We start from the raw sequence: 26,694 nt of genomic DNA on the forward strand, positions 1-26,694 counted from the left end.
ATTTAAAAGGATTTGATTTAAGTATAGTCAAAGTTATCAAAGATAAAAAAAAGGAGCCGAAGCTCCTTTGTTATAAAGTTTAGTGATTAACTATTACCAAATTTTAACGCGTTTTTCTGGAGCAATGTACATTGCATCGCCTTCCTTAACGTCAAATGCATCGTAAAACTCATTCATGTTAGATAGAGATCCTAAAGCACGGAACTCACCTGGTGAATGAGGGTCAGTTGCAACACGATTACGCATTGATTTTTCGACAATCTTTGAACGCCAGATTTGTGCGTAACCCATGAAGAATCGTTGGTCACCTGTTAAGCCGTCAATTACGGGTGCTTCTTTACCATTTAACGATGCTTTATAAGCTTTATAAGCGATAGTTACACCAGATAAATCACCAATGTTTTCACCCAGTGTTAATTCACCATTTACGTTTAAATCTTCAAACACTTGGTAGTTTGCATATTGATCAACTAAAGCTTTAGTACGATTAGCAAACTCTTCAAGATCTTTTTCTGTCCACCAGTTACGTAAATTACCATCGGCATCATATTTACTACCTTGATCATCAAATCCATGACCCATCTCATGACCAATTACAGCACCGATACCACCGTAGTTAACAGCATCATCAGCTTGCATATTAAAGAATGGAGGTTGTAATATTGCAGCAGGGAATACGATTTCATTGGATGTAGGGCTATAGTAAGCATTCACTGTTTGAGGAGACATATGCCATTCCCAGTCATGTATAGGTCCGCCTAACTTGGCAACCTCTTTATCATGACCTAAGCGAGAAGAACGTAATAAATTGCCCACTAAATCATCTGATTTAATCGTTAAAGCAGAATAATCTTCCCACTTATCAGGGTAACCAATTTTCGGAGTAAATGCGGCAAGTTTTACATGTGCTGATTTTTTCGTATCATCAGACATCCACTCTAAACCGTCAATGCTACTACCGTAAGCTGAACGTAAATTCTCAACTAATTCACTCATACGAGCTTTTGCTTGAGGCGTAAAGTGACGACCTACGTATACCTTACCAATAACTTCACCTAAGTTACGGTTAACAACACTTACACCACGTTTCCATTGTGCACGTTGCTCTTTACGACCACTTAATTGCTTTGAATAAAAATCAAAGTTTTCGTTATCAATGTCAGTACTTAAGTAAGGTGAAAAATGACTTAACGTATGGAATGTTAGGTATGTTTGCCAGTCTTTTAACGGGGTTTCAGCAAATAATTTACCAAAACCTTTAATGAAGTCTGGTTGGTTAATAATAATATCTTTTTGCGAGGCTACGCCTTGAGCAGATAAATAAGCAGACCAGTCAAACGCGTCAGTTAACGTTGATAAATCGCTGACAGCAAACTTGTTGTAACGTTTTTCACTGTCACGAGTTTGTACGCGAGTCCAGTGGTAGTTTGCAAGTTTTGTCTCTAAAGCCATAATGGTTTTAGCAGCTTCTTTTCCGCCTTTTAAGCCAGCAAGATCAAACATTTTCTCTATGTGGGCAACATACCCATCGCGTAAAGCGGTAAAACGTTCAGCTTCATTAAAGTAATAATCTTTATCAGGTAAACCTAGGCCACTTTGCCAAATGTGTGTTGCATAACGACTAGAGTCTTTGGCATCGATACTGATATAGAAAGCAAGAGGGCTACCAACGCCAACAGCTTGATATTTACCAAAAAATTCAGATAATTCAGAGCTGTTTTTTATGTTGTTTATCGCATCAAAAATCGGCTGAATTGGCTTGCTACCCAGTGCATCTCTGTTTTCAGAGTTCATGTATGAGCGAAATAGGTCAGCAACTTTTTGCTCATCGCTACCCATTTTTAAGTTTTCTGTTGCTGCTAACTCTTCAATAATAGCTTTAACGTCATCGTCAGCTTTATCACGTAAATCATAGAATGAACCAATAGCAGTTTTATCACCGGGAACTTCATTATTTTTCATCCAACCACCGTTGACATAACGGTAGAAGTTATCTTGAGCTCTTACTGAATTATCAATATTCGCTTTTTCAATACCTGAAGCTAAAGCGGTTTTTTGGGTACTTATGGCACTGTTAACATCATTATTATTTACTTGGCTGTTACAGCCAGAGATAAGTAGTAATGAAGAACAAATTGCACTGGTTAAAATTGCTTTCATGGATATGTTCTCAATAAATTATTATAAATATATGTTCGTGCAATTGAATGAAACGTCAAAAAAGAACGTTGCTAGAAGTATCAAAATTCTTGCACAATAGCCTCATGTTACGAGTTATTTGGCGATATATCTAGCAAACGAAACATCTATTTACATTTTTATTTTGCATGGTTATATACGTTGTAAAGAAAAGATTGCACAAAAAGCAGCAACATAAAATTTAATTTATGTTAACTGATTGTTTACATGTTGTTTTTGGAAGGCGTATCTAAAAAAAGGTTTACTGCACATTGACACATTTCATCGAGATGATTTGCATCTGCATAAATGCCATCGATCACTAATTGAGCAATGCCATGCAGTGTTGCCCAAGTTACTTGGGCTAATCTTAACGAATTTTCAGATTGTGGCAGCAGACCTTTTGCTTGAAGGTTTTTTACTAAGTTAACTTGGTATTGAAAACTAGGGTAGGCAACAGACTTTAGTTCATCAGAGCTTTGATTATTTTTCCATAAACGACTACCAAACATTAACTGATACATGGCAGGGTTTTGATAAGCAAACTGTACATAATCGTGAACGAACTTTTGATATTTTTCTTTGCTTGAATGTGAAGGTTTTCCGAAGGTTTCTTCTGCTTGTTGCTGCCATGTAATAAAACCTTGTGCAGCGATTGCTGAAAGTAAATCGTTTTTATCTTTAAAGTGATGATAAGCCGCTGTTCGTGATACACCAACTCGCTCGGCAAGTTTTCTAAGTGATAAGGCTTCAATACCAGATTCTTGTATTATAGTACTAGCAGAAGCAAGCAGGCTGTTTCGTAGGTTGCCGTGATGATAGCTTGCTTCGTTACTTGTCATTACCATGTTACTCTTTTGGGCTAATTCTAGAGGTTAATTAAAGGTTTTTTCTATGAGGTAGAGCGACATTAGAAAATATAATACCTGCAACTAAGGACATAAATATTAAGAACGTTTGTGAACCTAAATCGGCAATATTTAACATTTGCTGTCCTGACACTAAGGTGTTCAAGCCCATGTAAACCTTACTACCTGGTACAAGTACAACCAACCCCATTAAACGTACGATACTCGAAGGTAAATTCATCACTCGAGAAAACAAATTACTATACAAGCCTAGCGCGAAAGCTCCAACAAAAGCGCCTAATGCAACTCCTAAATAGGTGCTTGCCCAAACACTCATACCAAAGGCGATATAACCTGATATTATTCCCCAAGGTGCATCCTTAATTCGTGCTTTAAATAAAATAACCAAACTGATTGATAAGGTAGTTACGGCTATCCATGAAGTCCATTCTGGCATTATTTGGGGTGGAATAAAGGCGACTTCTCCCCACATAAGCTTACCTAATGCCATGCCTAATACACCACCGAAGTAGAGTTTAAATAACACCATCACACTATCCATAATCCGAGCAGTCCCCGACATTAAATGTCGGGCAGCTAATTCTGATAACCCTACGGTTAATGACAAGCCAGGAATAAAAACAATAATGGTCGATAGAATCACCATAGGAATATTTATACTAGGATCTATTAATGATATTGCCGAAGCTAGTAGTGAGGCAGTTAGTGCTGATAGCGGTTCTAATAATTCAGTGACACGTTTGGAGCGTTCAGACCATAAAACAAATAAGAAAGTAACAAACCCAAGTAATGTTGCCCAGAAAACATCATTCCAGCTGGTGTGCATTAACATTGCAAATGCACCACTTGAAGCACCAAACGCGAGGAAGGTTAAGAAAACACCGTAGGGCGCTGGCTTGTTATTAACTTCGGTTAATCTTTCTGTTGCTTCTGCTAAAGTTCTTTCACCATTAATAAGCTCATCTACAAGCTCATCGATTCTCGCTAATGAACCCAGATCAATATCACCAGGGGTTACTCGAACAAGGTGATTATATTGTTGATCATCCTCATCATCAGATAAGATAAAGGTTAATGCGGTAGGCGTGATAATAAAAGATGCGCGTATATCAAGAAAATTAGCGATTGAAAGTAGATTATCTTCTAAACGATATGCGGTTGAACCTAATTTGTGTAATGCTTTACCCAAACGGATAATAAAGCGGCGTTTTTGATAAAAATCATCAGTGTGGGACATATGATATAGAAAGAAATAGCGGTTACTGTAATATATGGTAATAGATTTTATCACTTAAGTGAATTTTAAACCTCTTTTCTTAAGATGAATGTGATAATTGGTCTTTAAACTGAAGATAATGGGAATGTTATGACATTGTTGGTGATTTTGGCTTGTGTATTTTTTGCTGTCTTTTTAATGGTTATTTTTGGTGAAAAATACGCTAAGCCTATTAGCGTAGAGCAACAAAGTAAATACAGTAAGCTTATTTGGGTTTTAGTTTTTATTTTGATCATTGCGGCGATTATTAAAAACCTAGTAGCTTAAACAGTACTTTTACTTATAAGACAAAAGTAAAACAGCTTTATCGGTTGATATTCATCAGATAAACTCATTTAAATAAGTATTGAATAGCATAAATTTTAAAAGGCATGAACATGTACCCTGTACCTAAGTTAAATTTGAAAAACAAAGTATCAGAACTGGAGTGGCAGTTAAGAGTTGATTTAGCTGCATGTTACCGGTTATTACATATGCATGGCTGGGACGACTTAATTCACACGCATATTTCTGTACGTATCCCTGAAACAGAGCATATTTTAATTAATGCCTTTGGTTTAGCGTTTGAAGAGATCACGGCATCAAACCTTGTTAAAATAGACATTGACGGAAATATTATTGACCCTGACAGCCCTTTTGAAATAAACCCAGCAGGCTTTACTATTCATAGTGCTGTGCATGAAGTTCGTCACGATGACATCTGCGCTTTACACGTTCATACCAATGAAACTATTGCTGTTGCAAGTACTGAGGAAGGGTTGTTGCCACTTAGTCAATATTCTATGTTTGCGCTTGCTTCTATGAGTTATCACGATTATGAAGGTTTAGCTGTTAATGCCGATGAAAAGTTAAGGCTACAACAAGATTTAGGTTCAAAAAACTTTATGCTATTGCGCAATCATGGTGCGTTAACGATGGGAAGAACAATTGGTGATGCGTTTATGCATATGTATGATTTAACGCGTGCCTGCCAAGTTCAACTTCAAGTTATGGCGACGGGTATGCAACCTATTTATGCGCCACAAAGTATTATTGATGGGATAAAAGCTCAAGCTAATATTGTTCATGATGGTGAAACAGGTGGACAAAAAGCTTGGCCAGCAATGGTAAGACGTGTGTATCGCAATGATCCTAGTTTTGCAGAATAAAATTTAACTAAACCTCTAATTAATTCATTTGATAAATAACGAGTTTAAAAGAAAGATATGAAGATAACCCACATTGAAGTATTTGATATTCACTGCCCTAAACGTCCACCTTGGAACCCTGTCTTTGTACGTATTTATACTGATGAAGGAATTACAGGGGTAGGTGAAGCAGGTCTTGCTTATGATTGGGGACATAGCGCTGCTGCTGCAATGATTAAAGAAATTAGTGAAGCGGTGCTCATTGGCTTTAACCCATTTAATACTGAGTTACTTTGGTCAAAAATGTTACGAGAAAGTTTTTGGGGTTTAGGTGGAGGACCTGTACTCTATTCTGCTATGAGTGCGATTGATACCGCACTTTGGGATATTAAAGGTAAAGCGCTTGGCGTACCGGTATATCAACTGTTAGGGGGTAAGGTAAATGAAAATTTACGTACCTATGCAAGCCAGTTACAGTTTGATTGGGACAGTGAAATTACTAAACTGATAGAGCCAGAAGAATATGCTCAAGCAGCACTAAAAGCGGTTGCCGAAGGTTATGATGCGGTTAAAGTGGACCCTATTGTTTATAACAAGGATGGCAGCTCTTCCTTCGACCGTACTAAGTTATTCACACAACCACAGATGAGGTTGTTTGGTGACAGGCTTAGAGCCATTCGAGATGCTGTCGGTGAAGACGTAGATATTATATTTGAATCTCATTCATTAATGGGAGCTGCGTCAGCAATACAAATGGGGAAAGTGATCGAAGAAGTTAACTGCATGATGTATGAAGAGCCCGTTAATTATTTGAACCCAGCAGTACACAAAAAAGTATCTGATAATGTGAATGTACCTATTGCTGGCGGTGAGCGTTTATATCACCGTTGGGACGTACGCCCTTATTTTGAAGATCAAAGTATTGATGTATTACAACCTGATGTCGGTTTATGCGGTGGCTTTACTGAAGCGAAAAAAGTGTGTGATTATGCAGATGTTTACGATATTCGAATACAAGCACATGTTTGTGGTGGGCCAGTGGCGACAGCGGCTTCATTACATTTAGAAACGGCAATTCCAAATTTTTTAATTCATGAGCATCATACTTATGCAACAAAAGAATGGAATAGAGAACTGTGCATACAAGACCCACAACCTAAAAATGGTGTATTTAATGTAAGCGAAGAGCCAGGTATTGGCATTGAATTAAACGATGCGGTTGTTAAAAAATCGCCACATGTATTAATTAAGTAAAGGTTAATTTGCCCCATAAACAGGGGGCACTCTTAACTTAATCAAAATAATAATAAAGCGCGTTATCAGCAGATATCGCGCTTTTTTCATCTTCAGATAACGCATTTATTACAGGTAAATTAAGTAAGTATTGCCAATACGCTTGATAAGTGGTTTGACTAAATAAACAAAGCGGAAAATTGCTGGCTAACATGACTTTGTTAATACCAAAGTTTTCTATAACAAACGTGATGCATTTATTCAACCAGTCAGCATTATAATGTCTATTTATCATTTCCCAGCCAGAGCATTTGATGATGACATTATGATATTGTGCAAAACTGATTACGTTTTGCCGCCATGTACTGTGATTTTGTGTACTACTCATTATGCTATTAGTCGCTAAAGCATTTTTATTTAGCGTACTTTCAACAACAAAGTCAGGAGGGAAGCCGGTGTGGTTAATCGCAAACGTGAGTTGCGGGTAAGTTGATATTACGTTATGCAAGGCCCTACAGGCTTGAGTATCTTCAAACGGGAGTTGTACTTCAAAAATTATTGGCTTATGGTTCGATAAGCGTTGCTTAGAGAGTTGATTTAGTTGTTTAATATTATTGAGCACTTGTGGTGACGTTAATAGTGATAACGCCTGAGAGTCTAATATATGCCTAATTCCTTTAAAGCTTCTTTGTAATAAAAGTTTATTCAATACCAAGGTAAACTGACTATCGGAATCGAGTAAGTTAATTGCAGCAATACTGCTAAAAGGTGAGCTGCAATTTACTTCATGAAAGGCGAGTTCCTGCCATGGCTGGTTATTATTAAACCCCGCTTCAATATGAACAAACCCCGCAAGCGATAACTCACCCGACAAGCACAAATGGTTTTCTTTAAAATTATGCTGAATAAGCTTTTTATCTTGCCAATAGGGCGGGTTGTCATCTTTAAGCCACAAATACTCGCCATGGGTTAAATCAAATAAATGTAGATGTGGGTCAATTATTTTCAAAGCTGTTTCCATCATTCTTAGCGCGAATTAACTTAATCCTTAGCGTTGTTTCTTCCAATTGAAATAGTGAATTAGTCAGCTAGGCGCTTTATTAATTCACTTGGTATCATGATTTTATTATCTTACTGTGCAGTGTAACCACCATCAATCACTTGTAAACTGCCGGTAATAAAGGTTGCTTTATCGGATGCTAAAAAATAGACCAGTTCAGCAACTTCTTCAGGTTGGCCAAGTCGGTTTAATGGTTGTAAAGCCGCTTCTTCACTATGTACCTGTGCTTTATTTTCACCTGATTTTTCACAATAATTATTAATGGCTTTATGGTATAGCGGTGTTTCTATAGTACCAGGGCAAACAGCATTGGCTCTAATATTATACCGAGCATAATCTAGTGCGGTTGTTTTGGCCATTGAAGCGAGCGAAGCTTTACTTAAGTTGTAAGCGAAAGAGTTTTGCTTAGCGACTAACGCTTGATCTGATGCCATCAAAATAATCGCCCCTTTATTAGACGCTTTCATACTAGGTAGTACAGCCTTAACCGCAGTATAAGCGCCTTTTACGTTAATAGAGAATACTTTATCAAAGTCAGCTTCTGTGGTGTTTTCAATATTACCTGAATAGTGAATACCTGCATTTGACACTAAAACATCGATAGTATGCTCTTTAGCTATCTCAGTTATAATTTTAGTTACCTGTTGAGTGTTTGAGACATCACATTGTTTGAATACCCCCACTGCACTCGGTGTTAAATCTAAATTAAATACTTGATAGTTCTTTTGTACAAATAATTGAGCAATACTAAGCCCAATCCCTGAGCTACCACCGGTGATCACACATACTTTTTGCATAGCTTTTCTAATGTTAATGACTCTTGGTTAAATAATACCTGTATGGCGAAGTAAGTTCCATTTACTTATGCTATTGGTTTGCGTGTATAATAAGGTAATTACGAAATATAGGGTTTATTTATGAAAGTATGTGGCGTTGAATTAAAAGGTAGCGATGCAATTATTTGTATTATGTCTAAAGAAAACGGTTTGTATGATATTCCTCATACACGAGTACAAAAAGTGACACTTGAAAATGCAGCAGATGCAGAACAAGTGCAAAAATTTCAATTTACCTTCGCAAAATTGATGGAAGATTATCAAGTTACTCATGTGGTTATCAAAGGAAGAGCATTAAAGGGCAAATTTGCAGGCGGCCCTGTTAGTTTTAAATTAGAAGCGGCAATTCAGTTAATAAGTGACTTAACGGTTGAAATACTTGCGGGAACTTTTATAAAGAAAGAATTAGCGAAAAGCCAAATAGATATTGATTTTAGAGATACAGGGTTAAAACAATATCAAGAGCAGGCGTTTAGCAGTGTCTTTGCCTACCTAGAAAGTAAACATTAATAGTTTTCAGTTTTCAGTTTTCAGTTTTCAGTTTTCAAAATATAGGCCCATAATAATTTATGGGTCTCTCACCTATTTTATCTCTTCAACATAGATCAACAGCCCTTAATTCCTTATTTAATTTTAAATAACTCTTTAAATAAGTTAGCGCTTTTCCTTTAATTCTTACCCATTAAATAGTGATATTATCACTAATGCAACATTATCTTTACATGTTGTTGTGATTTTGGATGTAAAAAATATGTAATAAAAGTGTTTTTTTATTGTTTTCTTTCTTCGTTTTGGTATAGGGTGATTGCTTGAATAATTTAAAAAACAATAAGACAGATGGAATTCTGCGCAAGTATTGAAGTTAAAAATTAAATAGAGGAATCTTAATGAAAATGAATAAAACAATGGTAGCCAGCTTTGTTGGCGCAGCTTTATCTGTTACGACGCTTGGAAGCGTAGCATCGAGCTTTGATACTGCTCATGGCCTTAATGCACCTGCAAAGGTTAAGTTGCCAATAAATACTTTTGCGCAGAAGCAACATCATCAACCAACCATTAGTGGTATGAGAAATCAGTATGATGCTCAGCTCGGTAAAACAACCTTTCAATGGGCTAGCACTCATCATAAAACGCCAAGTGTAAGAGCACTATCTGCTGAACATCAAAATGCTTATGCTGCAGATTTTTATATGAAACAGCTCACAGGTATTAAAGATGTAAATAACAGTATTGCTAAACCTGTTTTATCACAAATTCATGATTTAGGTCGTGGCGCTAAAATTGCCAAGTACAAGCAAGAGGTTGCTGGCATAGAAGTCTTTAATCGTGAATATAACATCATGATGGATAGAGAGTTCAATTTAGTTGCTTCATCAGGTTATTTTGTAAATTCACGAGTGACTAAAGCTGCGGCTTCTACCCTTAAAAATTTAGGCAATGATTTTGGCAGTGCAGTGAATTCAATTAACACTGTTTTTGATGACATGGGTGGTGATAGCCGCTCTATTTCATTGTCTGTTAAATCGACAGATGAAAATGTAAATAATAAGTATGAACAATTTTCAGTCGCTAACACTTCAACGGACAAAGTATTGATTGGCGAACCACGTGCCAAAAAAGTATTTTTCGAGCACAAAAATAAGCTAGTTGCCGCTCATTATGTTGAAGTTGAAACGGGTGATATTGATAGCCGTGACTCTGAAATGTATGGTTATGTCGTATCAGCTCAAACGGGTGAGGTATTATTCAAAAAGAATTTATCTAGCCACGCATCAGACTTTGATTACCGAGTATATGCAGAAGAAAATGGTAAGCCGTGGGATGGCCCTCATGGTAACGTAATGCCAGCACCAGCGGGTAGTGATCCTGCTGCATTTTTAAGCGCTGAGTATCTAGATGCTCCTTTAGTCTCTTTATCTCATGGCCCAATTAGTACGATGGACCCGTGGTTAGCAGATGATGCTACTACGACTCAGGGTAATAACGTTACTGCGTATGTTGATGCGATTGCTCCACAAGGCTTTACCAATGGCGATTACATGGCAGAAATCACCAGCGCCAATACGTTTGATTATAAATATAATGAAGAAGAAGCTGAGTATTCAGTAAATAACCGTAATGCGGCTATTGTGAACTTATTTTATTTAACTAACTATTTGCATGATGATTATTACGATCATGGTTTTGATGAAGTTGCAGGTAACGCACAAGTATCAAACTATGGCCGCGGCGGTGAAGAAGGTGATGCGCTAAATGTTGAAGTTCAAGATAACTCTGGCTTTAACAATGCGAATATGTCGACACCTGCTGATGGTGGTTCACCACGCATGCAGATGTACCTTTGGGAAACAACACAAGCAGTAAATGGTGTTGACTTTGGTATTACTGCAACAACTCATGCAGATATTGGTCTTTTAGATAACGTAGGTTTTGCTGTATTTGGACCTGAAGTGTTTTCAGTGTCTGGTGAGTTAGTGCGTTTAGATGATGGTACTGATACTGTTAACGATGGTTGTGAGTCGGCAGTAAATGCCGCTGATTTAGCAGGTAAAATAGCTGTAGTTGACCGTGGTTCATGTGCTTTTGTAGATAAAGCACGCAGTGCACAAGAAGCCGGCGCAATTGCCGTTATTATTGCCAACAATAAAGATGGTGATGACGTTATAACCATGGCAGGTGATGATGAGACAATTACAATTCCAGCGATGATGGTTTCACAAAATGCTGGTGTCGATCTTTACGCTTTAATTGATGCCGATGAGTCGGTGTCGGTTGATATGTTCAAGAGTGATTTATCTCGCGTATTCAAAGATAGTTCTTGGGATAATGCTATTGTTGCTCATGAGTGGGGACATTATATTAGTAACCGCTTAGTTGGTAACGGCGCTGGCTTAAGCAGTGTTCAAGCTCGTTCAATGGGTGAAGGTTTTGGTGATTTCCATGCATTGTTACTCGCGAGTGATGAAGCTGATAACATGATTGTTGGTAATGAAGACTATGCTGGTGGTTATGGCGCAATTACTTATGTTTCAAGTTTTGTAAATGGTATTCGTCCGTATCCATATTCAACTGATATGGAAGTTAATCCATCATCATTTGAAGATATAGCATTGTACCCAGGCCAAGTGCATGCACCAGGTTCAATCTGGGGTAACATGTTATGGGAATCATTCGTTGCCTTAGCAAATGATGAGCGCCATACCTTTGCTGAAGCGAAGAGTCTGATGAAAGACTACTTAGTTGCCGGTTATAAGATGATGCCTATGGCACCAACGTTTACTGAAGGCCGTGATGCTATTCTTGCCGCCGCTTATGCTAATGATGCTGAAGATTACAAATTAATGTTAGCAGCATTTGCAAGCCGTGGTATGGGTCTAGGTGCTGAATCACCAGCGCGTTTTGCAACGGATCACGCTGGCGCTGTTGAGTCTTATAAAACTGAACTAAGTACATTTGCGGTAACAGAACATGCTTTAAATACTAATTATGAAGGCTTAACGTCAGGCTTCTGTTCAAACGATAATATTTTAGATAAAGGCGAGACTGGTACTGTTAGCTTTACTGTTAAAAATAGCGGTAGCGCGAGTTTAACAGCCTTAACGGGTACGGTTGTAGTTGAAAGTGGTCATGATGTAACTTTTGCAAATGACGGTGTTGTTACGTTTAGTGATGTTGCGATGTTTAGCTCTGCTACTAGCGCACCAATTGAATTTACGCTTAATGAAGCGGGTGTTGGTGATGAGTTAGTATTGAAGTTTGTACCTGATCTGGAAGAAGACGTTGAAGCAGATGACTACATGCTTTCGACTTTAACGAACGTAGATTTTGTCGATAGAGAAATGATGGGTACATCGCAAACTGATGACTTTAATACGCTTTCTCGTTTACATGATTATACCGAAACAGTTATGGTTGGCGATGATATGGCTAAAGGCAGTTGGGGTCTAGATCAATGGGACGCTGCTGATGGTATGATTTCTGGTACTGGTCATAGCTTTACCACTGATGTTGCATATCAAACACGTCCTATGTCGGTAGGTTTTGACGGTGAGTATACTGTTAGCTTTTGGCATTTATATAACCTTGAAACAGGTTATGATGGTGCAGTGGTTGAAGTAAGAGTTAATGGCGGCGACTGGGCTGATGTAACTGAAATGGGCGGTCAATTCCTTGGAGATGGTTATACTGATACCGGCTTGGAATACACAGAAGCTGCTATTGCTGAACGTGATACTTTTTCTGGTTTCAATTATGGTGCTGAATCGATTACGTTTGGTGAAGTGCTAAATGGTAACCAAGTAGAGTTCCGTTTCCGTATTGCTACGGATTCAGCGTTTGCTCCAGAGCCTCAATTTGGCTTTACGTCTGGTTGGTATATTGATGACATGACTTTCACTAATACTCAAAATAGCATCTTCTCTGATGTAATTGCGGGTGATGTGAATGCTTGTGATAACAGAGCGCCACTTGTAACAATGGATACAGCAGTTGCAGAGCAAACTGTAACAGAAGGTACTACTGTTTCTTTATCGGTAGAAGCAACAGACCCTAATGGTGATGCGCTGACTTATTCATGGGTTGAAACGTCGGGTACTGGTGTGTCAATATCTGATGCAGATATGGCACAAGCGAGCTTCTCTGCTCCACAAGTGTCTGCTAATACAACACTAGAGTTTGCCGTAACTGTTTCAGATGGTTCTGAGTCAGTCGTTAAAACGGTAACCGTTAATGTTACTGATGTACCTGTACCAGTAGTCTCTTCTCAGAAGTCATCTGGTGGTTCTACGGGTTGGATAGCATTATTACTATTACCTTTAGCAGCGTTACGCCGCCGTAAGTAATAACTAATATTGTTGTAATTTAAAGCCAGCTTTAGTAGCTGGCTTTTTTAATTACTAAGATAAAGGAGGCAGTATGCCTAATTTGAAATTTACTACAAAAAACTTACTGTTAATGCCTTTTATGGTACTAATTACAGTGCTTTTTTCATGTACTCAAGCAGAGACTCAAACATCAGCTGCAGAAGTTAATCAGAAAAAAGTGGCAGAGCAAAGCCAGCTTGAAAACACTAATCAAGAACAACAAATTAGTCGAAGTAATGAGATTAAAAAACATAAAACGCCAATTTCCAAACCAGTTTTTGGTAAAAAAACTATTTCTTTTAATGGCGAAAAATTTGAATACCAAGCAAACTTAATTCAACAAGGTACTAAACTATTTAATTTTTCAATGTCTGAATATGGTGAAGTAAAAGGCAGTTTTGTTGTCGTAACTAAACCAGGTAAGCCTTTACGTGTCACTCCGGTTGTTTTAAAACACAAGAAAAAAATTGCAAAAGATACTTATCGAATTTTCCCCACTAAAGTTGATAACTTAGAAGCAATTTATCACTTACTTAAAGCAAATGAAGAGTTAACAACTGTTGAGTTAGAAATTGATTATAGTGGTAAAGCAAAAGTTGCTGAGTTTTAATTAATACTTATGGTATTTGATAGCTATAATTAAAAGTATAAGCTGAGTTAAGTCTATTAAAGGAGCATATTTTGCTCCTTTTTTTATTTTGGCTTTAAAAAACTTTCATATCATGCTTTAATCAAACAACTGTTTGAAATTAGACCTCTTACCAGAGAGGGTTTGTAAAATTGTTAGGAGATACTGATGCCAGAGTATAAAGCCCCAATACGAGATGTAAAATTTGTCATGCAAGAGTTATTAGCCTGTGACAACCTTTATCAGCGCTTAGGTTACGAAGACGCTAGCCCTGATATGGTTGATGCCATAATATCTGAGGCGGCAAAATTTACAGAGCAAGTCATCGCACCTATTAATCAAATTGGTGACCAGCAAGGTTGTACATGGAAAGATGGTGAAGTAACAACCCCTGATGGTTTTAAAGAAGCATATCAACAATTTGTTGATGGTGGTTGGCCTACGTTAGCTCAGAATACTGATTTTGGTGGTCAAGGCTTACCTCATTCACTCAATACTGCAATTAATGAATTCTTTTCAGCAGCAAACCATAGCTTTGCTATGTACCCTGGCTTAAGCCACGGTGCATTAGCGACAATTGAAGCGCATGGTAGTGAAGTACAAAAGCAAACCTTTATGCCAAAACTTGTTGAAGGTGCTTGGACAGGCACTATGTGCTTAACTGAACCTCATTGTGGAACCGACTTAGGTATGCTGCGTACAAAAGCAGAGTTGAATGATGATGGTAGTTATTCCTTAACGGGAACTAAAATATTTATTTCTGCTGGTGAGCACGACTTGTCAGATAACATTGTTCATATTGTTATTGCCCGTATTCCAGGTTCTCCTGAAGGCAGTAAAGGAATATCTCTTTTCATTGTGCCTAAGTTTAATGTGAATGAGCAAGGCGAAATTCTAGAAAGAAATGCCGTAAGCTGTGGCTCTATTGAGCATAAAATGGGGATTAATGCTAATGCTACTTGTGTTATTAACTTTGACGGTGCTAAAGGCTACTTAATTGGCGAAATTAATCGTGGTTTAAACTGTATGTTTACCTTTATGAACGCTGCCCGTTTAGGTGTTGCAACTGAAGGTGTTGCTGCGGCTGAAGCTTCATTTCAAGGAGCGCTAGCTTACGCAAAAGATCGGTTACAGATGCGGTCTTTAACAGGAGTTAAGAACCCACAAGGGCCAGCTGATCCAATTATTGTTCACCCAGATGTTCGAAGAATGCTGCTGACGCAAAAATCGATTGCAGAGGGTGGTAGAGCCCTAATTGCTTACTTAGCTCAGTTAGTTGATATTGGTCATGCAAGTAAAGATGCTGAAGAAATTGCTAAGGCTGAAAGTAAACTCGCTTTATTAACACCTATTGCTAAGGCTTTCTTAACTGAAGTTGGCTTAGAGTGTACTGGCCATGGTGTACAAGTATTTGGTGGTCATGGTTTTATCAAAGAGTGGGGCATGGAACAGTTAATGCGAGATACAAAAATTAGCTGTATATATGAAGGTACAACAGGTATACAAGCGCTAGATTTATTGGCTCGTAAAATTTTAGGTTCGAAAGGTGAAATTTTAAAACCGTTTGGTAGTGAAGTAACGAAATTTTGTTTAGAAAATGCTGAAGTAGATGCAATGCAAGAGTTTATTCAGCCAATAATGAGCTTCGGTGGCGATTGGCAGAAAATGACACAGAACATTGGCGCAAAAGCGATGCAAAACCCTGATGAAATAGGCGCTGCCTCCGTTGATTACCTGATGTATTCAGGATATTTAACACTAGCGTATTTCTGGGCGAAAATGGTTAAAGTCTCATTAGATAAGTTAGCGCAAGGCGATGATGACAAGGCTTTCTATCAGGCCAAAATTCAAACGGCACGCTTTTATTTTCAACGCATTTTACCAAGAGCAAAAGGTCATGCATCGTGTGTTGAAAATGGTGCCGACTCGATGATGTCACTTGATGCAGAAGACTTTAGTTTTTAGTAGTTAAAACCTTAAGTAAATCTAATAGAAAAGGAAGCGAAAGCTTCCTTTTCTATGATGACTAACAATGCTCATTTAAGATCATTTCTGCTGCTTTAGTCGCAATCATCATGGTAGGTGCATTAGTATTGCCACTGATTAAGGTAGGCATGATAGAAGCATCAATCACTCTTAAGTTTTCAATACCATGAACTTTAAGTTGATTATCTACAACAGCCATATCATCTTGCCCCATCTTGCACGTTCCCACAGGGTGATAAATAGTATTAGCCTTTTCTTTAAGAAATTTCAAAATGTCTTCATCAGACTGAACCTGCTTGCCAGGTGAAAGCTCTGCTAAATTATTTTCTATTAAAGGCGTTTGATTAAGTATGGTTCGAGCAATTTTTACCGCGTTTATCATGTACTCTTGATCGTTTTTATCGCTGAGCATATTAAGCGTAATGGCGGGATCTAATCGGGGGTTTTTGCCAAATAGCTTCACTTCACCTCTACTTTTCGGGCGTAATAAACATACATGCAAAGAGATACCGTAATTAAACAGCATTTTATGATTACGACCATGGTCATCCATTGCTGCAGGAATAAAATGTAACTGTAAGTCAGGCCGAGTCGATTGCTTATTGGCTTTAATAAAGCCACCGGCTTCAGCGACGACAGAAGTTAATATACCTTTTCTTTGTGTATTTTTATTAAAAGGTAGTGAGAAATATTTAAAGGATTCTTTAATAAACCAGTTGATTGCTTTGGGTCGATATGCGAGCAACTCGTTATGTTGGTGTTTAGACACCACTAAAGCATCAACATGATCTTGCAAATTTTGACCAACACCTTTTAATTCGTGCTTAACGCTAATATTATGCTTTGTTAACTCTTCTTTTGGGCCTACGCCTGAAAGCATTAACAGTTGAGGAGAATTAAAAGCGCCGGCACATAAAAGCACTTCTTTACGAGCAATTATTTCAATAGCAACGCCCTTTATTGTGACATTAACCCCGTAAGCTTGCTTATCTTTAATAAGTAATTCATTGACATGAGCGTTAGTAATAACCGTTAAATTTTTACGTGATAGGTTAGGTGTTAAAAAGGCGGTTGCTGCACTACAGCGTTGACCATCTTTTTGTGTGAGTTGATAGTAACCTACACCTTCTTGACTCTTACCGTTAAAGTCATCATTTAATGGGTAACCAGCATTATGGGCCGCCGCAATAAATCGATCTTGTATGACAGGTTTTGAACGTGAATCGGCCACATTAAGCTGCCCACCAACGCCATGAAATTCATCGGCGCCACGTTCATGGTTTTCTACGGCTTTAAAATAAGGGAGTACCTCAGCGTAACTCCAACCTTTGTTACCTAATTCTGCCCAATGATTATAATCTTCTTTCTGGCCTCTTATGTAGAGCATAGCATTAATAGAACTGCTGCCACCGAGGGTCTTTCCTCGGGGGTTAAATACTTTTCGATTGTTTTGTGTTGTTTCAGGCGTAGAATTAAATTGCCAATTAAGCGATTTGTTTTTCATTAAATCAATAACACCAAGAGGAAGATGAATACTCCAATGTGTATCTTTGGGGCCTGCCTCGATAAGACAAACAGTGAACTCAGCGTTTTCAGAAAGCTTATCTGCTAATACGCAACCAGCAGAGCCACCACCCACAATGACAAAATCAAATTCTTTCATCTGAAGCCTTTCTATTCTTTTATTTTTATACAAGTCAGACCACTATGAAACATGTAGCGTTACTTTTCAAGAGCGCAATAAAACGCTTAAAAGAATTAAACGTTAAGTGTTTTAAGCTTTGTTGTTTTAGTAAAAAATATTTAATTCAATACTCTAAAGCTTGCTTGCCCTGTTGAGCTAATATTATTTTTTAGTTTGTTATCGCTTAAAAACTTGACAAAAATATTGTATAACGTATATCTTTCGGCTTCGAATTCAAAGGAGTTGATATGACGTTATTTAGAAAGGAAGCTGTTTCCCATCAAAGTGAGCGTTTAACAGGTGCTATAACCTTAGCTCAACCATTATCTATTAAGCTGACAGTACTAATTTTAGTATCAGTTGCTATTGCTATTGTTGCTTTCCTTTTTATTGCTTAATATTCTCGTAAAGAAACCGTGCGTGGTTTTTTAATGCCAAATAAAGGCGTTATAAAAAGTTTTGCTAATCAAGGTGGGACCATAGAAAAACTTTGGGTTAAAGAAGGCGATACAGTTACTAAAGGACAGTCTTTAGCAACACTTCTAGTACAACAAAGCAATAGTGAAGGTGTTGACTTAAGTAAACAGCTTGCTGATCAACTTAATACTCAAACAAACTTATTAAGTGATGAAATAATGCAACACCAAGCCTTAAAAGCGCAAGAGATACTTAACTTACAAGCTCAACATACCGCGTTAGAAAGTGAACAAATAGCACTTGAAAATCAATTAACATTAGCTGAAGAAAAGTTAACATTATTGAATGAACAGCAACGAGACTTTAATCAGCTCAATAAAAGCGGTTATTTATCTAACTTAGAAAGAGAGCGTCAACAGCAGGCTTTACTTGAAGCTAAGCAAGATAAACAAAATATTGCCCGCTTGTTACTTCAACACCAGAATCAATTGAACCAAATTACCTTTAACATTAAGAATATTCCACAGCAATATGCCTTACGTATTAACAGCCTTAAACGCCAGCAAGCAGATCTTCAACGTCAATTAGCTCAAGTCGCAAGTAATTATAAATACACTATTACTGCTAGTAATAGTGGAGTAGTAACGGGTATTCAAGTGGTTGAAGGGGAAACATTGTCACAAAGCAAAGCGCAATCTAAGCCTTTATTACATATTTTACCTGAAGGTTCCGAGCTGGTTGCTGAATTGTTATTGCCTACTCGCTCTGCTGGTTTTGTTCAATTGGGTAACAATACTCGATTACGCTTTGATGCATTTCCTTATCAACGTTTTGGCTTCATTAAAAGTGAAATTACACGAATCGATCAAGCCTTGATATCTCCTAACGAAATTCAATTACCCATATCGTTACAAGAGCCTGTTTACCGTTTACGTGCAAAGTTAAATCAACAGCAAATGAAGGCTTTTGGTAAAGCGTTTGATTTAAAAAGCGGTATGTTATTTGAGGCAGATATCATGTTAGAACAACGCACCTTAATTGAATGGTTACTTGAGCCGATTTATAGCTTAAAAGGCAGAGTTAGCTAGGTGGTGAATAAATAAATTATATGAATTTTTCTAATGAGGCACTTGTTTAATAGCAATCACCTTGTTGGGAAATGGAGTGGCTGTCTTTAGTCGAACTTTAGCGAGAAAACTAAAGCCAGCCTTATTAATAGCTAACTCAAATGATTGAGTTAGCACTTAACAACCCGATAATAAATGTCGGATATTATGGAGTATAACATTATGCGTGAATTAAACGTAAATGAAATTGAACAAGTAGTTGGTGGTGGAATGGGATGGCTTTGGGGTGGTTTGGCATACGATGCCGTAAAATGGGGGGCTAGTCAAGATTGGGGCACTGCCTCATATGAAGATATGATGCTTGCGCCTTAAATTACTACAGTTTTTTATTAAGTAAAATATAGTCGACTCTAAACAAAGTCGGCTATATTTTGACTAGATAAAATGAACAATACAGGATGTTGGTGCAGAAGATAGTGGAATAAAGTTTTTATAAGCAGCATAAAAAAGGATTATTAAATTGAAAGAACATTATTGTACCAAAAATGAGTTCTCTGTCCTCCGCTCTATTTTATGGATGCTATTTCTTGCAGTTGGTATTCAGATTATACTTGGATTTATCGCTGCTGCTGTTTTTGGTAGTTTAGGTCTGAAAAATAATGAAATTGAACAGCAATTTATGCGCCCTGATACTATAGCAATAATAGGAGTTATAGCTGCTATATTGTCAATCCCGTTAATAAAAAAGACATCAAATCTGAAGGAGAATACATCCCTTTTAACGTTTCTAGGTATTCAATGGGCTGAAAGAGTAACTTTAGTTAGAGTACTTTTAATAGGCGTTGGTTTTTATCTATTTAATTCACTATTAACTTATGCTCTATCTATTAATACACCTCAGTTTATGCTCGATGTTAAAGCACAAACTAATACTGTTTTTGATTTACTGATGTTGGTGATTGGAGTTTGTATTGTAGCTCCTATAATTGAAGAAATAATCTTTCGCGGCCATGCATATTCCCGATTAATAAAAAGTAGGGCAGGTATTACTGGTACTATCATTATCACTAGTTTGGTTTTTACTATTATTCATACTCAATATGAAACCATCGTGTTATTGACTTTATTACCTTTCGCCTTTTTACTTGGTTATGTGCGTTATAAAACTGGCAATTTAGTTTATTGTATTGCATTACATATACAATTAAATATATTTTCAACAATCGAGTTATTTGTTTTTTTGTAAAAGAAGCATTCTTCAAACAGAGTTTTTAATATGATCACTCACCTTAATTTTTCGACTAATAAAACTGTTCCTTTTATTTTACAATCAGAAATAGCAGAATGCGGCTTAGCTTCTATGGCCATGATTGCTAGTTTCCATGGTCACAAACTTGATATGCCTGCTATGCGTAAGCGCTTTTCAGCTAATTTGAAGGGGATGAATCTACAGCAACTGATTGAGTTGGCAGATAGCTTAGGGCTAGCGAGTCGAGCATTACAGTGCCCTATTGATGAAGTGTATAAATTAGCGACACCTTGTATTTTACATTGGGATTTAAATCACTTTGTCGTGCTCACTAAAGTATCAGGGAAAGGACAATCAGCTAAGTTCTCTGTAAATGATCCCGCAGTAGGTAAACGAACATTAACTATTGATGAATTAAGCAAACACTTCACAGGTATTTGTTTAGAGTTAACGCCAACCAGTAAATTTGAAGTAAAAGAAGAGCAAGCTAAAATGAAGTTCACCCAGTTGTGGAGTTCAATGTCTGGTTTAAAAGGAGGGCTTTTCAAATTAATTGGCTTATCGCTTGTATTGCAGTTATTTGCTTTAATGACCCCCTACTATATGCAGTGGGTAGTTGACGAGGTTTTAATTAGTTTTGATAAGCCATTGCTCACGGTGTTAGCTATTGGTTTCGCTTTAATTGCTATTATTTCTGTTGTGACTAATGCGGTTCGTAGTTGGTTAATATTAAGGCTTTCTAGTTTGCTTAATATGCAAATGGGGGTAAACCTTCTTAGGCACTTATTACGCTTACCAATGAACTATTTTGAGTCACGGCATATTGGTGACATAGTTTCTCGTTTTGGCTCTCTTGCCCAAATACGTGAGCGTATTACCACAGGTTTTGTTGAAACGCTAGTCGATGGATTTATGTCTATTACCGTTTTAATAATGATGGTGCTTTACTCATTGAAGCTTACCGCAGTGGTACTTGGTGCAATAGCCTTATATACCATAGTGCGTTTGGCGTTATATCGGCCATTACATCAAGCGACTGAAGAGATGATTCAAAACTCTGCGAAAGAGCAATCAAACTTTTTAGAAAATATTCGCGGAATGCAAACCATTAAGCTCTTTGGCAATGAGTCTCAACGACAAGGTGTTTGGCAAAACCGTTATGCAGAAGTGATTAATAGTGAAATACGTTTAGGGCGTTTAAATATTAGTTTTGACTCGTTTAATAAACTGTTATTTGGTTTAGAAAATGTCTTAGTGATTTATTTTGCAGCCCTTATGGTAATGGCAAACAGCTTATCAGTAGGTATGGTGTTGGCTTTTATCGCCTATAAAGGGCAGTTAACACAAAGATTTGCGAATCTCATTGAACAAATTATTCAATTTAAAATGATGCGTTTACATCTTGACCGTATTGCTGATATTGCTTTAACTGAGCAAGAGGCTAATCGTGAAGGTGAAGCTACTTTTTCAAATAGTGAAGAAGGTGAACCAAAAGGCCAACTAACGCTTGAAAATATATGTTTTAGTTACAGTGATGAGCAAGCACCCATTTTAAATAATGTTAATTTAACGCTTGAAGCAGGTGAGTCTATTGCTATTACTGGCCCGTCAGGGGCAGGTAAAACCACTTTAATGAAAATTATGCTCGGTTTACTGCAACCCACTTCAGGTAAAGTCTGCTTAGATGGTAAAGATATTACTCAAGTGGGTTTGAAAAATTATCGTAAAAAAATAGCGGCGGTTATGCAGGACGATACGCTTCTTGCTGGTTCTATCGCTGATAATGTGAGCTTTTTTGATCCTCAACCTAATTATTTAAAAATAGAACAATGTGCTCACTTAGCCGCTATTCATGATGATATTAACAAAATGACGATGGGTTATAATTCTCTTGTTGGTGATATGGGGTCTAATCTATCAGGTGGTCAAATACAACGATTATTACTAGCTCGTGCGCTTTATCAATCACCCTGCGTGCTATTTATGGATGAAGCAACTAGCCATTTAGATAAAGACAATGAAGCTAAAATTAGTGAGCAAATTCAGCATCTACCTATGACTCGCATCATGATTGCTCATCGTCAAGAAACGATTAATATGGCTGAGCAAGTTTATCATTTAAGCAATGGTGCTTTGGTTAATTTATCTAAGGTTTGCTCAAAAACAGCCAGTTAATATTTTAGCTTTTATAAGCAAAGGGGGGAATTACCCACACCTTTGCTTATGGTATGTTTAAAGCCCTAATACTTGTTTACCTTGCTTGAAGTTAATATCAACAGGGATATTGGCTGTTTCTAAGCGAGCAAGATCTTCAGCTAACACCTTACTAACAATGCCTTTAGTGTTAACAAGCTCTGCGACGCCTTGGTAATCACCTGTACCCTGTAAAGTGAGTATTAGTTCAGATAGTGAATCTATAGCTGCTGACATTTTGTCATAATCTACACTGTACAAACCTTGTTCATTACGTGTGAAAGCCCCTTTTTCTTGGAAGTAATTAAAACGAACCATATTTGCTTTGCCGTGTGCTGAACTAGCGCCAAAACGAACTGAGCGGAATATTCCCGCCATGAAAGTGGTATAATAATCTTCAATAACCCCTTCGCTTATCGCACCTTTTTCAAGCAGCTGTCTTATCATGTATAAGCCAAGAATGTCAGCTTTGCCCTCTTCTAAAGCTGATGCATGCTCTTTAAGGGCTTGTCTAACTGTGCCTTTATTGTTGATGGTGTTTTTTATACCTAAACCGTGAGCCACTTCATGGAACATAGTGTTAGCAAAAAAACCATTGAAGGTAACGTGTTCACGTTGTTCTGGTACAATAAGAGTCGCTGCGATTGGTTGCATAATAGCATCGAACTTAGCGCGCATTGCATTTTTAAGCTGTAAACGACGAGTGCCTTTTTTTAGTTGAACTTCTTCATCGTTTGGTAAGTTTATTGCTATGGTTTTACTACCAGCATTTGAATGGCCAGCATAGTAAATTACATCATAGGCATTCAGATCAGCATCAGAACCTGGCACTTCGGCTTTATATTTTTTAGCAACAGGTAGTTCTTTTTGTAGTTCAGGCAGGTAAGCAGCGTATTTAGCTAATTTTTCACTCCACGCTAAATCTTTGATTAACACGTAAGATTCGAAAGCCGCTCGGTAGCCATATAGTTGATCTTCGTAATTTTCAATTGGGCCAATAACCACATCGATAGGATTGTTTTTCATATCCATCCATGCAAAATCTGATGCTTGGTAATTGTCGGTGCGCATAGCGTTTGCACGCATAATTAGGTAATTAGCAAACTCTTTATCTTCAGCAAATGTTGCTGCTTGTTCTAAAATAGCTGCGGCTCTAGTGATACTGTCATTATAGGCTTCAGAATACGCGACAGTGATTAACTTACCTTCACTGTTTCTTTGCACCAGTGAATAGAGCCCTTCTTTATCTGTAAGGTTACTTTGTTCGAATTCTTCTTTTGACATATCGTGCGGATAGAATTCAGCACCATGTGCTTTTGCGTTAAAATTAGTTAAAAATACTTTATCACCATCTAATCGGTCCCAAGGACCATAGTTAAATTCAGCGAATTGTCGTGCCTTTTCATTTTCGATGCTGGCTAAAAAGCTTGCTTTATCTTTTGAGAAGGCTTGTTGCCAAAATAAGTCGTCCATTATTTTCGAAGCGTCGATTAATAAAGCGAGCATTTTTTTCTGGTTATCAGAAAGGTGGCTTAAATCTGCGGTTAGGCTAACTTCTTTATATATATTTAAGCGATCTTCGAAGCCCTCTAATAATTGCAGTTTAGTTGTGCTGGCTGCTTGGCTGGTTTGTGCTGAAGAATCTGATTTTTGAGTTGGGTTATTATCACTACAGCCAGTTAAAGAGCCTGCTGCCAGTAAGCAAATTACAGATAATTTTGAAAGAGAGAGTTTAGGTGCGCTCATATGTTGCTCGTACTTGTTATTTTTGAAGTGGCTAGAGACTATGAGATTTTATGAGTGAGTGCAAGTGATAGCTTGTAGAATGCGGTATTTGATAAAAAGTGATAGGAAATTGATATTGTTATTTAAAAAATCAGGCAAAAAAAAACCAGCTATAAAGCTGGTTTTTCATATTTTTATCTAAAAACTAAGATTAAAGCGCTTTAATTGCAGCGTTTAAACGGCTCTTACTACGAGCTGCTTTGTTTTTATGAATAAGACCTTTACTTGCGTAACGATCTAAAATTGGTGTTGCAGCAGCAAGTTCTTTTGTTGCTACTTCTTTGTCACCGGCTTCAATAGCTGCGATTACTTTCTTAACTAAAGTACGCATCATTGAGCGACGACTTGCGTTATGTTGACGGCGCTTTTCAGATTGTACTGCGCGCTTCTTAGCCTGCTTTGAGTTAGCCAAGGTGAACTCCTAAAAAATTGATTATATAGCTTAAATTTAAGGCGACGAAATATGCCTTTTTTTTAGCTGTTTGTCAAATGTTTTAATTATTTTATCTAATTAAATACAATAATACAGATTTTACCGTATATGTGTTGTGAACAGCGGCAAGTATACATTGTTTAAATGGGTAAAATCATCACATAATAGTGTTTATTTCTTCTTTTTCAGTTTAGGGGCACGTTTTTGAGTAAAAAACTCATAAAATCAGGGCTGATTGTTAGTGTAATGACATTAATTTCTCGCGTATTAGGCTTAATACGAGACGTTGTTATTGCTAATGTTATGGGCGCGGGGTTAATGGCTGATGTATTTTTATTTGCTAATAAAATTCCCAACTTTTTAAGACGATTATTTGCAGAAGGAGCTTTTGCTCAAGCGTTTGTTCCTGTGTTAAGCGATTACCATCACAAAGATGAACAAAATCAAGATCAATTATTAAGTGAAACGAGAAGGTTGATCGCGCAAGTCTCAGGTACGCTTGGTGTTATTGTCTCACTTGTGACTTTAATTGGTATGGTTGCATCGCCCTTATTTGTGATGCTTTTTGGTTTTGGTTGGTTTATTGATTGGTTAAATGATGGTCCATCGGCTGAAAAATTTGATCTTGCTGCGAGTTTATTAAAAATTACCTTCCCCTATTTATGGTTTATTAGTTTTACAGCCTTGGCAGGTGCGGTATTAAATACCTTAGGAAAGTTTGCTGTAGCGGCGTTTACACCCGTATTATTGAATATAGCCATAATATTTATGGCTATATTCGGTGCAGACTACGTTGAAAATTCAGCGGCCGCTTTAGCGTGGGGTGTGTTTTTAGGCGGTTTTATTCAATTTATTTTTCAAATTCCATTTTTATATAAAGCAGGTGTGTTGGTTAAACCCAAATGGGCTTGGCATGCAAGTGGTGTTACTCAAATTAGAAAGTTAATAGTGCCTGCATTATTTGGTGTATCCGTTACTCAGATAAACTTATTATTAGATACGTTAATTGCCAGTTTTCTTATTACGGGCTCGATCAGCTGGCTTTATTATGCTGATAGATTATTAGAGTTTCCGCTTGGTTTATTCGGTATTGGTATCGCAACGGTTGTATTACCGCGTTTATCCAAGCTACATGCTAAGCAAAGCGGTCAAGAGTTTGCTTCAACAATTGATTGGGGCTTACGTGTAGTAAGTTTATTCGGTTGGCCTGCTTTAGCTGGGCTAATGGTTTTAGCTCAGCCGATAATTATGGTGTTGTTCATGCGGGGAGAGTTTAGCGAGCAAGATGTATTTCAAGTGTCGTTTGCTTTATTTGCTTATCTTTCAGGGTTGTTAAGCTTTATGTTTATCAAAATTCTTGCGCCAGGTTATTATGCAAGAAAAGATACCAAAACGCCGGTTAAAATAGGCATTAAAGCGATGGTTGCTAATATGTTATTTAACCTTATGTTAGCGCCTTTTTTTGGCTACGTGGGGTTAGCGATTGCAACGGCGTTATCTGCAACGCTCAATGCTTTTTTATTATATCGTGGATTAAAGGTTGCAGATGTTTTTAGGTTAGAAAAAAATACCTTGTGGTTTATAGGCAAGCTTATTTTTTCAGCTGGTGTGATGGCATTTGTCGTTAATTGGTTATCACCTGAATTTAGCCAGTGGCTTAAAATGACATTTTTAGCTCAAATTTATCATTTAATTTTTTGTATAACACTAGGTGGTGCAAGTTATTTCATTATGATTGCCTTACTTGGCGTTCGAATGAATGACTTTAAAGTAAGAAAGCATTAAAAAGTATTAAATATGCAAGAAATATC

At 37.3% G+C, this 26,694-nt stretch carries 21 protein-coding genes; 13 read left to right on the forward strand and 8 right to left on the reverse strand.

The genetic code is table 11. The features are described from left to right. Positions 1-93: 93 nt before the first annotated feature. From D1094_RS12465 to D1094_RS12475, 3 genes are all read right to left on the reverse strand, one after another. Positions 94-2,160, reverse strand: a complete 2,067-nt coding sequence (locus D1094_RS12465; RefSeq protein ID WP_118960450.1) for a M13 family metallopeptidase — start codon at positions 2,158-2,160, stop codon at positions 94-96. A 242-nt stretch (positions 2,161-2,402) separates the two neighbouring features. Then, the gene (locus tag D1094_RS12470; RefSeq protein WP_118960589.1) at positions 2,403-3,020 is read right to left on the reverse strand and encodes a TetR/AcrR family transcriptional regulator; all 618 of its coding nucleotides are present in this window, start codon (positions 3,018-3,020) and stop codon (positions 2,403-2,405) included. Positions 3,021-3,057: 37 nt separating this feature from the next. Further along, positions 3,058-4,284: a threonine/serine exporter ThrE family protein gene (locus tag D1094_RS12475; protein WP_118960451.1), complete on the reverse strand. Its 1,227-nt coding sequence runs from the start codon at positions 4,282-4,284 to the stop codon at positions 3,058-3,060. A 129-nt stretch (positions 4,285-4,413) separates the two neighbouring features. Here D1094_RS12475 and D1094_RS18660 point away from each other — a divergent pair, with 129 nt between their 5' ends. From D1094_RS18660 to D1094_RS12485, 3 genes are all read left to right on the forward strand, one after another. Next, the gene (locus D1094_RS18660) at positions 4,414-4,590 is read left to right on the forward strand and encodes a hypothetical protein (protein ID WP_182440181.1); all 177 of its coding nucleotides are present in this window, start codon (positions 4,414-4,416) and stop codon (positions 4,588-4,590) included. 110 nt (positions 4,591-4,700) lie between these two features. Next, a complete protein-coding gene (locus D1094_RS12480) occupies positions 4,701-5,471 on the forward strand; it encodes a class II aldolase/adducin family protein (RefSeq protein ID WP_118960452.1) in 771 nt (256 codons plus the stop codon). A gap of 57 nt (positions 5,472-5,528) precedes the next feature. Then, a complete protein-coding gene (locus D1094_RS12485) occupies positions 5,529-6,704 on the forward strand; it encodes a mandelate racemase/muconate lactonizing enzyme family protein (RefSeq protein ID WP_118960453.1) in 1,176 nt (391 codons plus the stop codon). A gap of 37 nt (positions 6,705-6,741) precedes the next feature. Here D1094_RS12485 and D1094_RS12490 read toward each other — a convergent pair whose 3' ends face one another. Both D1094_RS12490 and D1094_RS12495 read right to left on the reverse strand, forming a co-directional pair. Then, positions 6,742-7,692: an amidohydrolase gene (locus D1094_RS12490; protein ID WP_182440182.1), complete on the reverse strand. Its 951-nt coding sequence runs from the start codon at positions 7,690-7,692 to the stop codon at positions 6,742-6,744. Positions 7,693-7,814: 122 nt separating this feature from the next. After that, positions 7,815-8,540: an SDR family NAD(P)-dependent oxidoreductase gene (locus D1094_RS12495; RefSeq protein WP_118960455.1), complete on the reverse strand. Its 726-nt coding sequence runs from the start codon at positions 8,538-8,540 to the stop codon at positions 7,815-7,817. A gap of 120 nt (positions 8,541-8,660) precedes the next feature. On the opposite strand from D1094_RS12495, the gene D1094_RS12500 reads away from it, so the two are divergent. The 4 genes from D1094_RS12500 (at position 8,661) to D1094_RS12515 (ending at position 16,034) form a co-directional block, all read left to right on the forward strand. Continuing rightward, the gene (locus D1094_RS12500; RefSeq protein WP_118960456.1) at positions 8,661-9,089 is read left to right on the forward strand and encodes a DUF3010 family protein; all 429 of its coding nucleotides are present in this window, start codon (positions 8,661-8,663) and stop codon (positions 9,087-9,089) included. A gap of 377 nt (positions 9,090-9,466) precedes the next feature. Beyond that, positions 9,467-13,420 (forward strand): rhombosortase-dependent M36 family metallopeptidase, encoded by a 3,954-nt coding sequence (locus D1094_RS12505; protein ID WP_118960457.1) that lies wholly within the window; start codon positions 9,467-9,469, stop codon positions 13,418-13,420. A gap of 73 nt (positions 13,421-13,493) precedes the next feature. Next, positions 13,494-14,051 carry a hypothetical protein gene (locus D1094_RS12510; RefSeq protein ID WP_118960458.1) on the forward strand — a complete coding sequence of 186 codons (558 nt, stop codon included), beginning with the start codon at positions 13,494-13,496 and terminating at the stop codon, positions 14,049-14,051. A 186-nt stretch (positions 14,052-14,237) separates the two neighbouring features. Next, positions 14,238-16,034 carry an acyl-CoA dehydrogenase C-terminal domain-containing protein gene (locus D1094_RS12515; RefSeq protein WP_118960459.1) on the forward strand — a complete coding sequence of 599 codons (1,797 nt, stop codon included), beginning with the start codon at positions 14,238-14,240 and terminating at the stop codon, positions 16,032-16,034. 61 nt (positions 16,035-16,095) lie between these two features. Here D1094_RS12515 and D1094_RS12520 read toward each other — a convergent pair whose 3' ends face one another. Continuing rightward, positions 16,096-17,718, reverse strand: coding sequence for a GMC family oxidoreductase (locus tag D1094_RS12520; RefSeq protein WP_118960460.1), 1,623 nt, complete (start codon positions 17,716-17,718; stop codon positions 16,096-16,098). Positions 17,719-17,987: 269 nt separating this feature from the next. Here D1094_RS12520 and D1094_RS18940 point away from each other — a divergent pair, with 269 nt between their 5' ends. From D1094_RS18940 to D1094_RS12535, 5 genes are all read left to right on the forward strand, one after another. Further along, positions 17,988-18,137 (forward strand): hypothetical protein, encoded by a 150-nt coding sequence (locus D1094_RS18940; RefSeq protein ID WP_259337951.1) that lies wholly within the window; start codon positions 17,988-17,990, stop codon positions 18,135-18,137. 33 nt (positions 18,138-18,170) lie between these two features. Continuing rightward, a complete protein-coding gene (locus D1094_RS12525; RefSeq protein WP_259337952.1) occupies positions 18,171-19,244 on the forward strand; it encodes an HlyD family efflux transporter periplasmic adaptor subunit in 1,074 nt (357 codons plus the stop codon). 201 nt (positions 19,245-19,445) lie between these two features. Then, positions 19,446-19,595, forward strand: coding sequence for a hypothetical protein (locus D1094_RS18665; protein WP_182440183.1), 150 nt, complete (start codon positions 19,446-19,448; stop codon positions 19,593-19,595). A 148-nt stretch (positions 19,596-19,743) separates the two neighbouring features. Continuing rightward, on the forward strand, positions 19,744-20,469 hold the full coding sequence (locus tag D1094_RS12530; protein WP_118960461.1) for a CPBP family intramembrane glutamic endopeptidase: 726 nt from the start codon (positions 19,744-19,746) through the stop codon (positions 20,467-20,469). Between the two features lie 30 nt (positions 20,470-20,499). Then, positions 20,500-22,647 (forward strand): peptidase domain-containing ABC transporter, encoded by a 2,148-nt coding sequence (locus D1094_RS12535; protein WP_118960462.1) that lies wholly within the window; start codon positions 20,500-20,502, stop codon positions 22,645-22,647. 57 nt (positions 22,648-22,704) lie between these two features. Here D1094_RS12535 and D1094_RS12540 read toward each other — a convergent pair whose 3' ends face one another. Both D1094_RS12540 and rpsT read right to left on the reverse strand, forming a co-directional pair. Further along, positions 22,705-24,411, reverse strand: a complete 1,707-nt coding sequence (locus D1094_RS12540) for a dipeptidyl-peptidase 3 family protein (RefSeq protein ID WP_118960463.1) — start codon at positions 24,409-24,411, stop codon at positions 22,705-22,707. Between the two features lie 190 nt (positions 24,412-24,601). Then, on the reverse strand, positions 24,602-24,862 hold the full coding sequence (rpsT, locus tag D1094_RS12545) for a 30S ribosomal protein S20 (RefSeq protein WP_118960464.1): 261 nt from the start codon (positions 24,860-24,862) through the stop codon (positions 24,602-24,604). A 225-nt stretch (positions 24,863-25,087) separates the two neighbouring features. Here rpsT and murJ point away from each other — a divergent pair, with 225 nt between their 5' ends. Next, on the forward strand, positions 25,088-26,668 hold the full coding sequence (gene murJ / locus D1094_RS12550; RefSeq protein ID WP_118960465.1) for a murein biosynthesis integral membrane protein MurJ: 1,581 nt from the start codon (positions 25,088-25,090) through the stop codon (positions 26,666-26,668). The last annotated feature ends 26 nt before the right edge of the window (positions 26,669-26,694 follow it).

Origin of the sequence: Colwellia sp. RSH04 (assembly GCF_003545765.1) — a bacterium.
In the GTDB taxonomy this organism is placed as follows: domain Bacteria; phylum Pseudomonadota; class Gammaproteobacteria; order Enterobacterales; family Alteromonadaceae; genus Colwellia.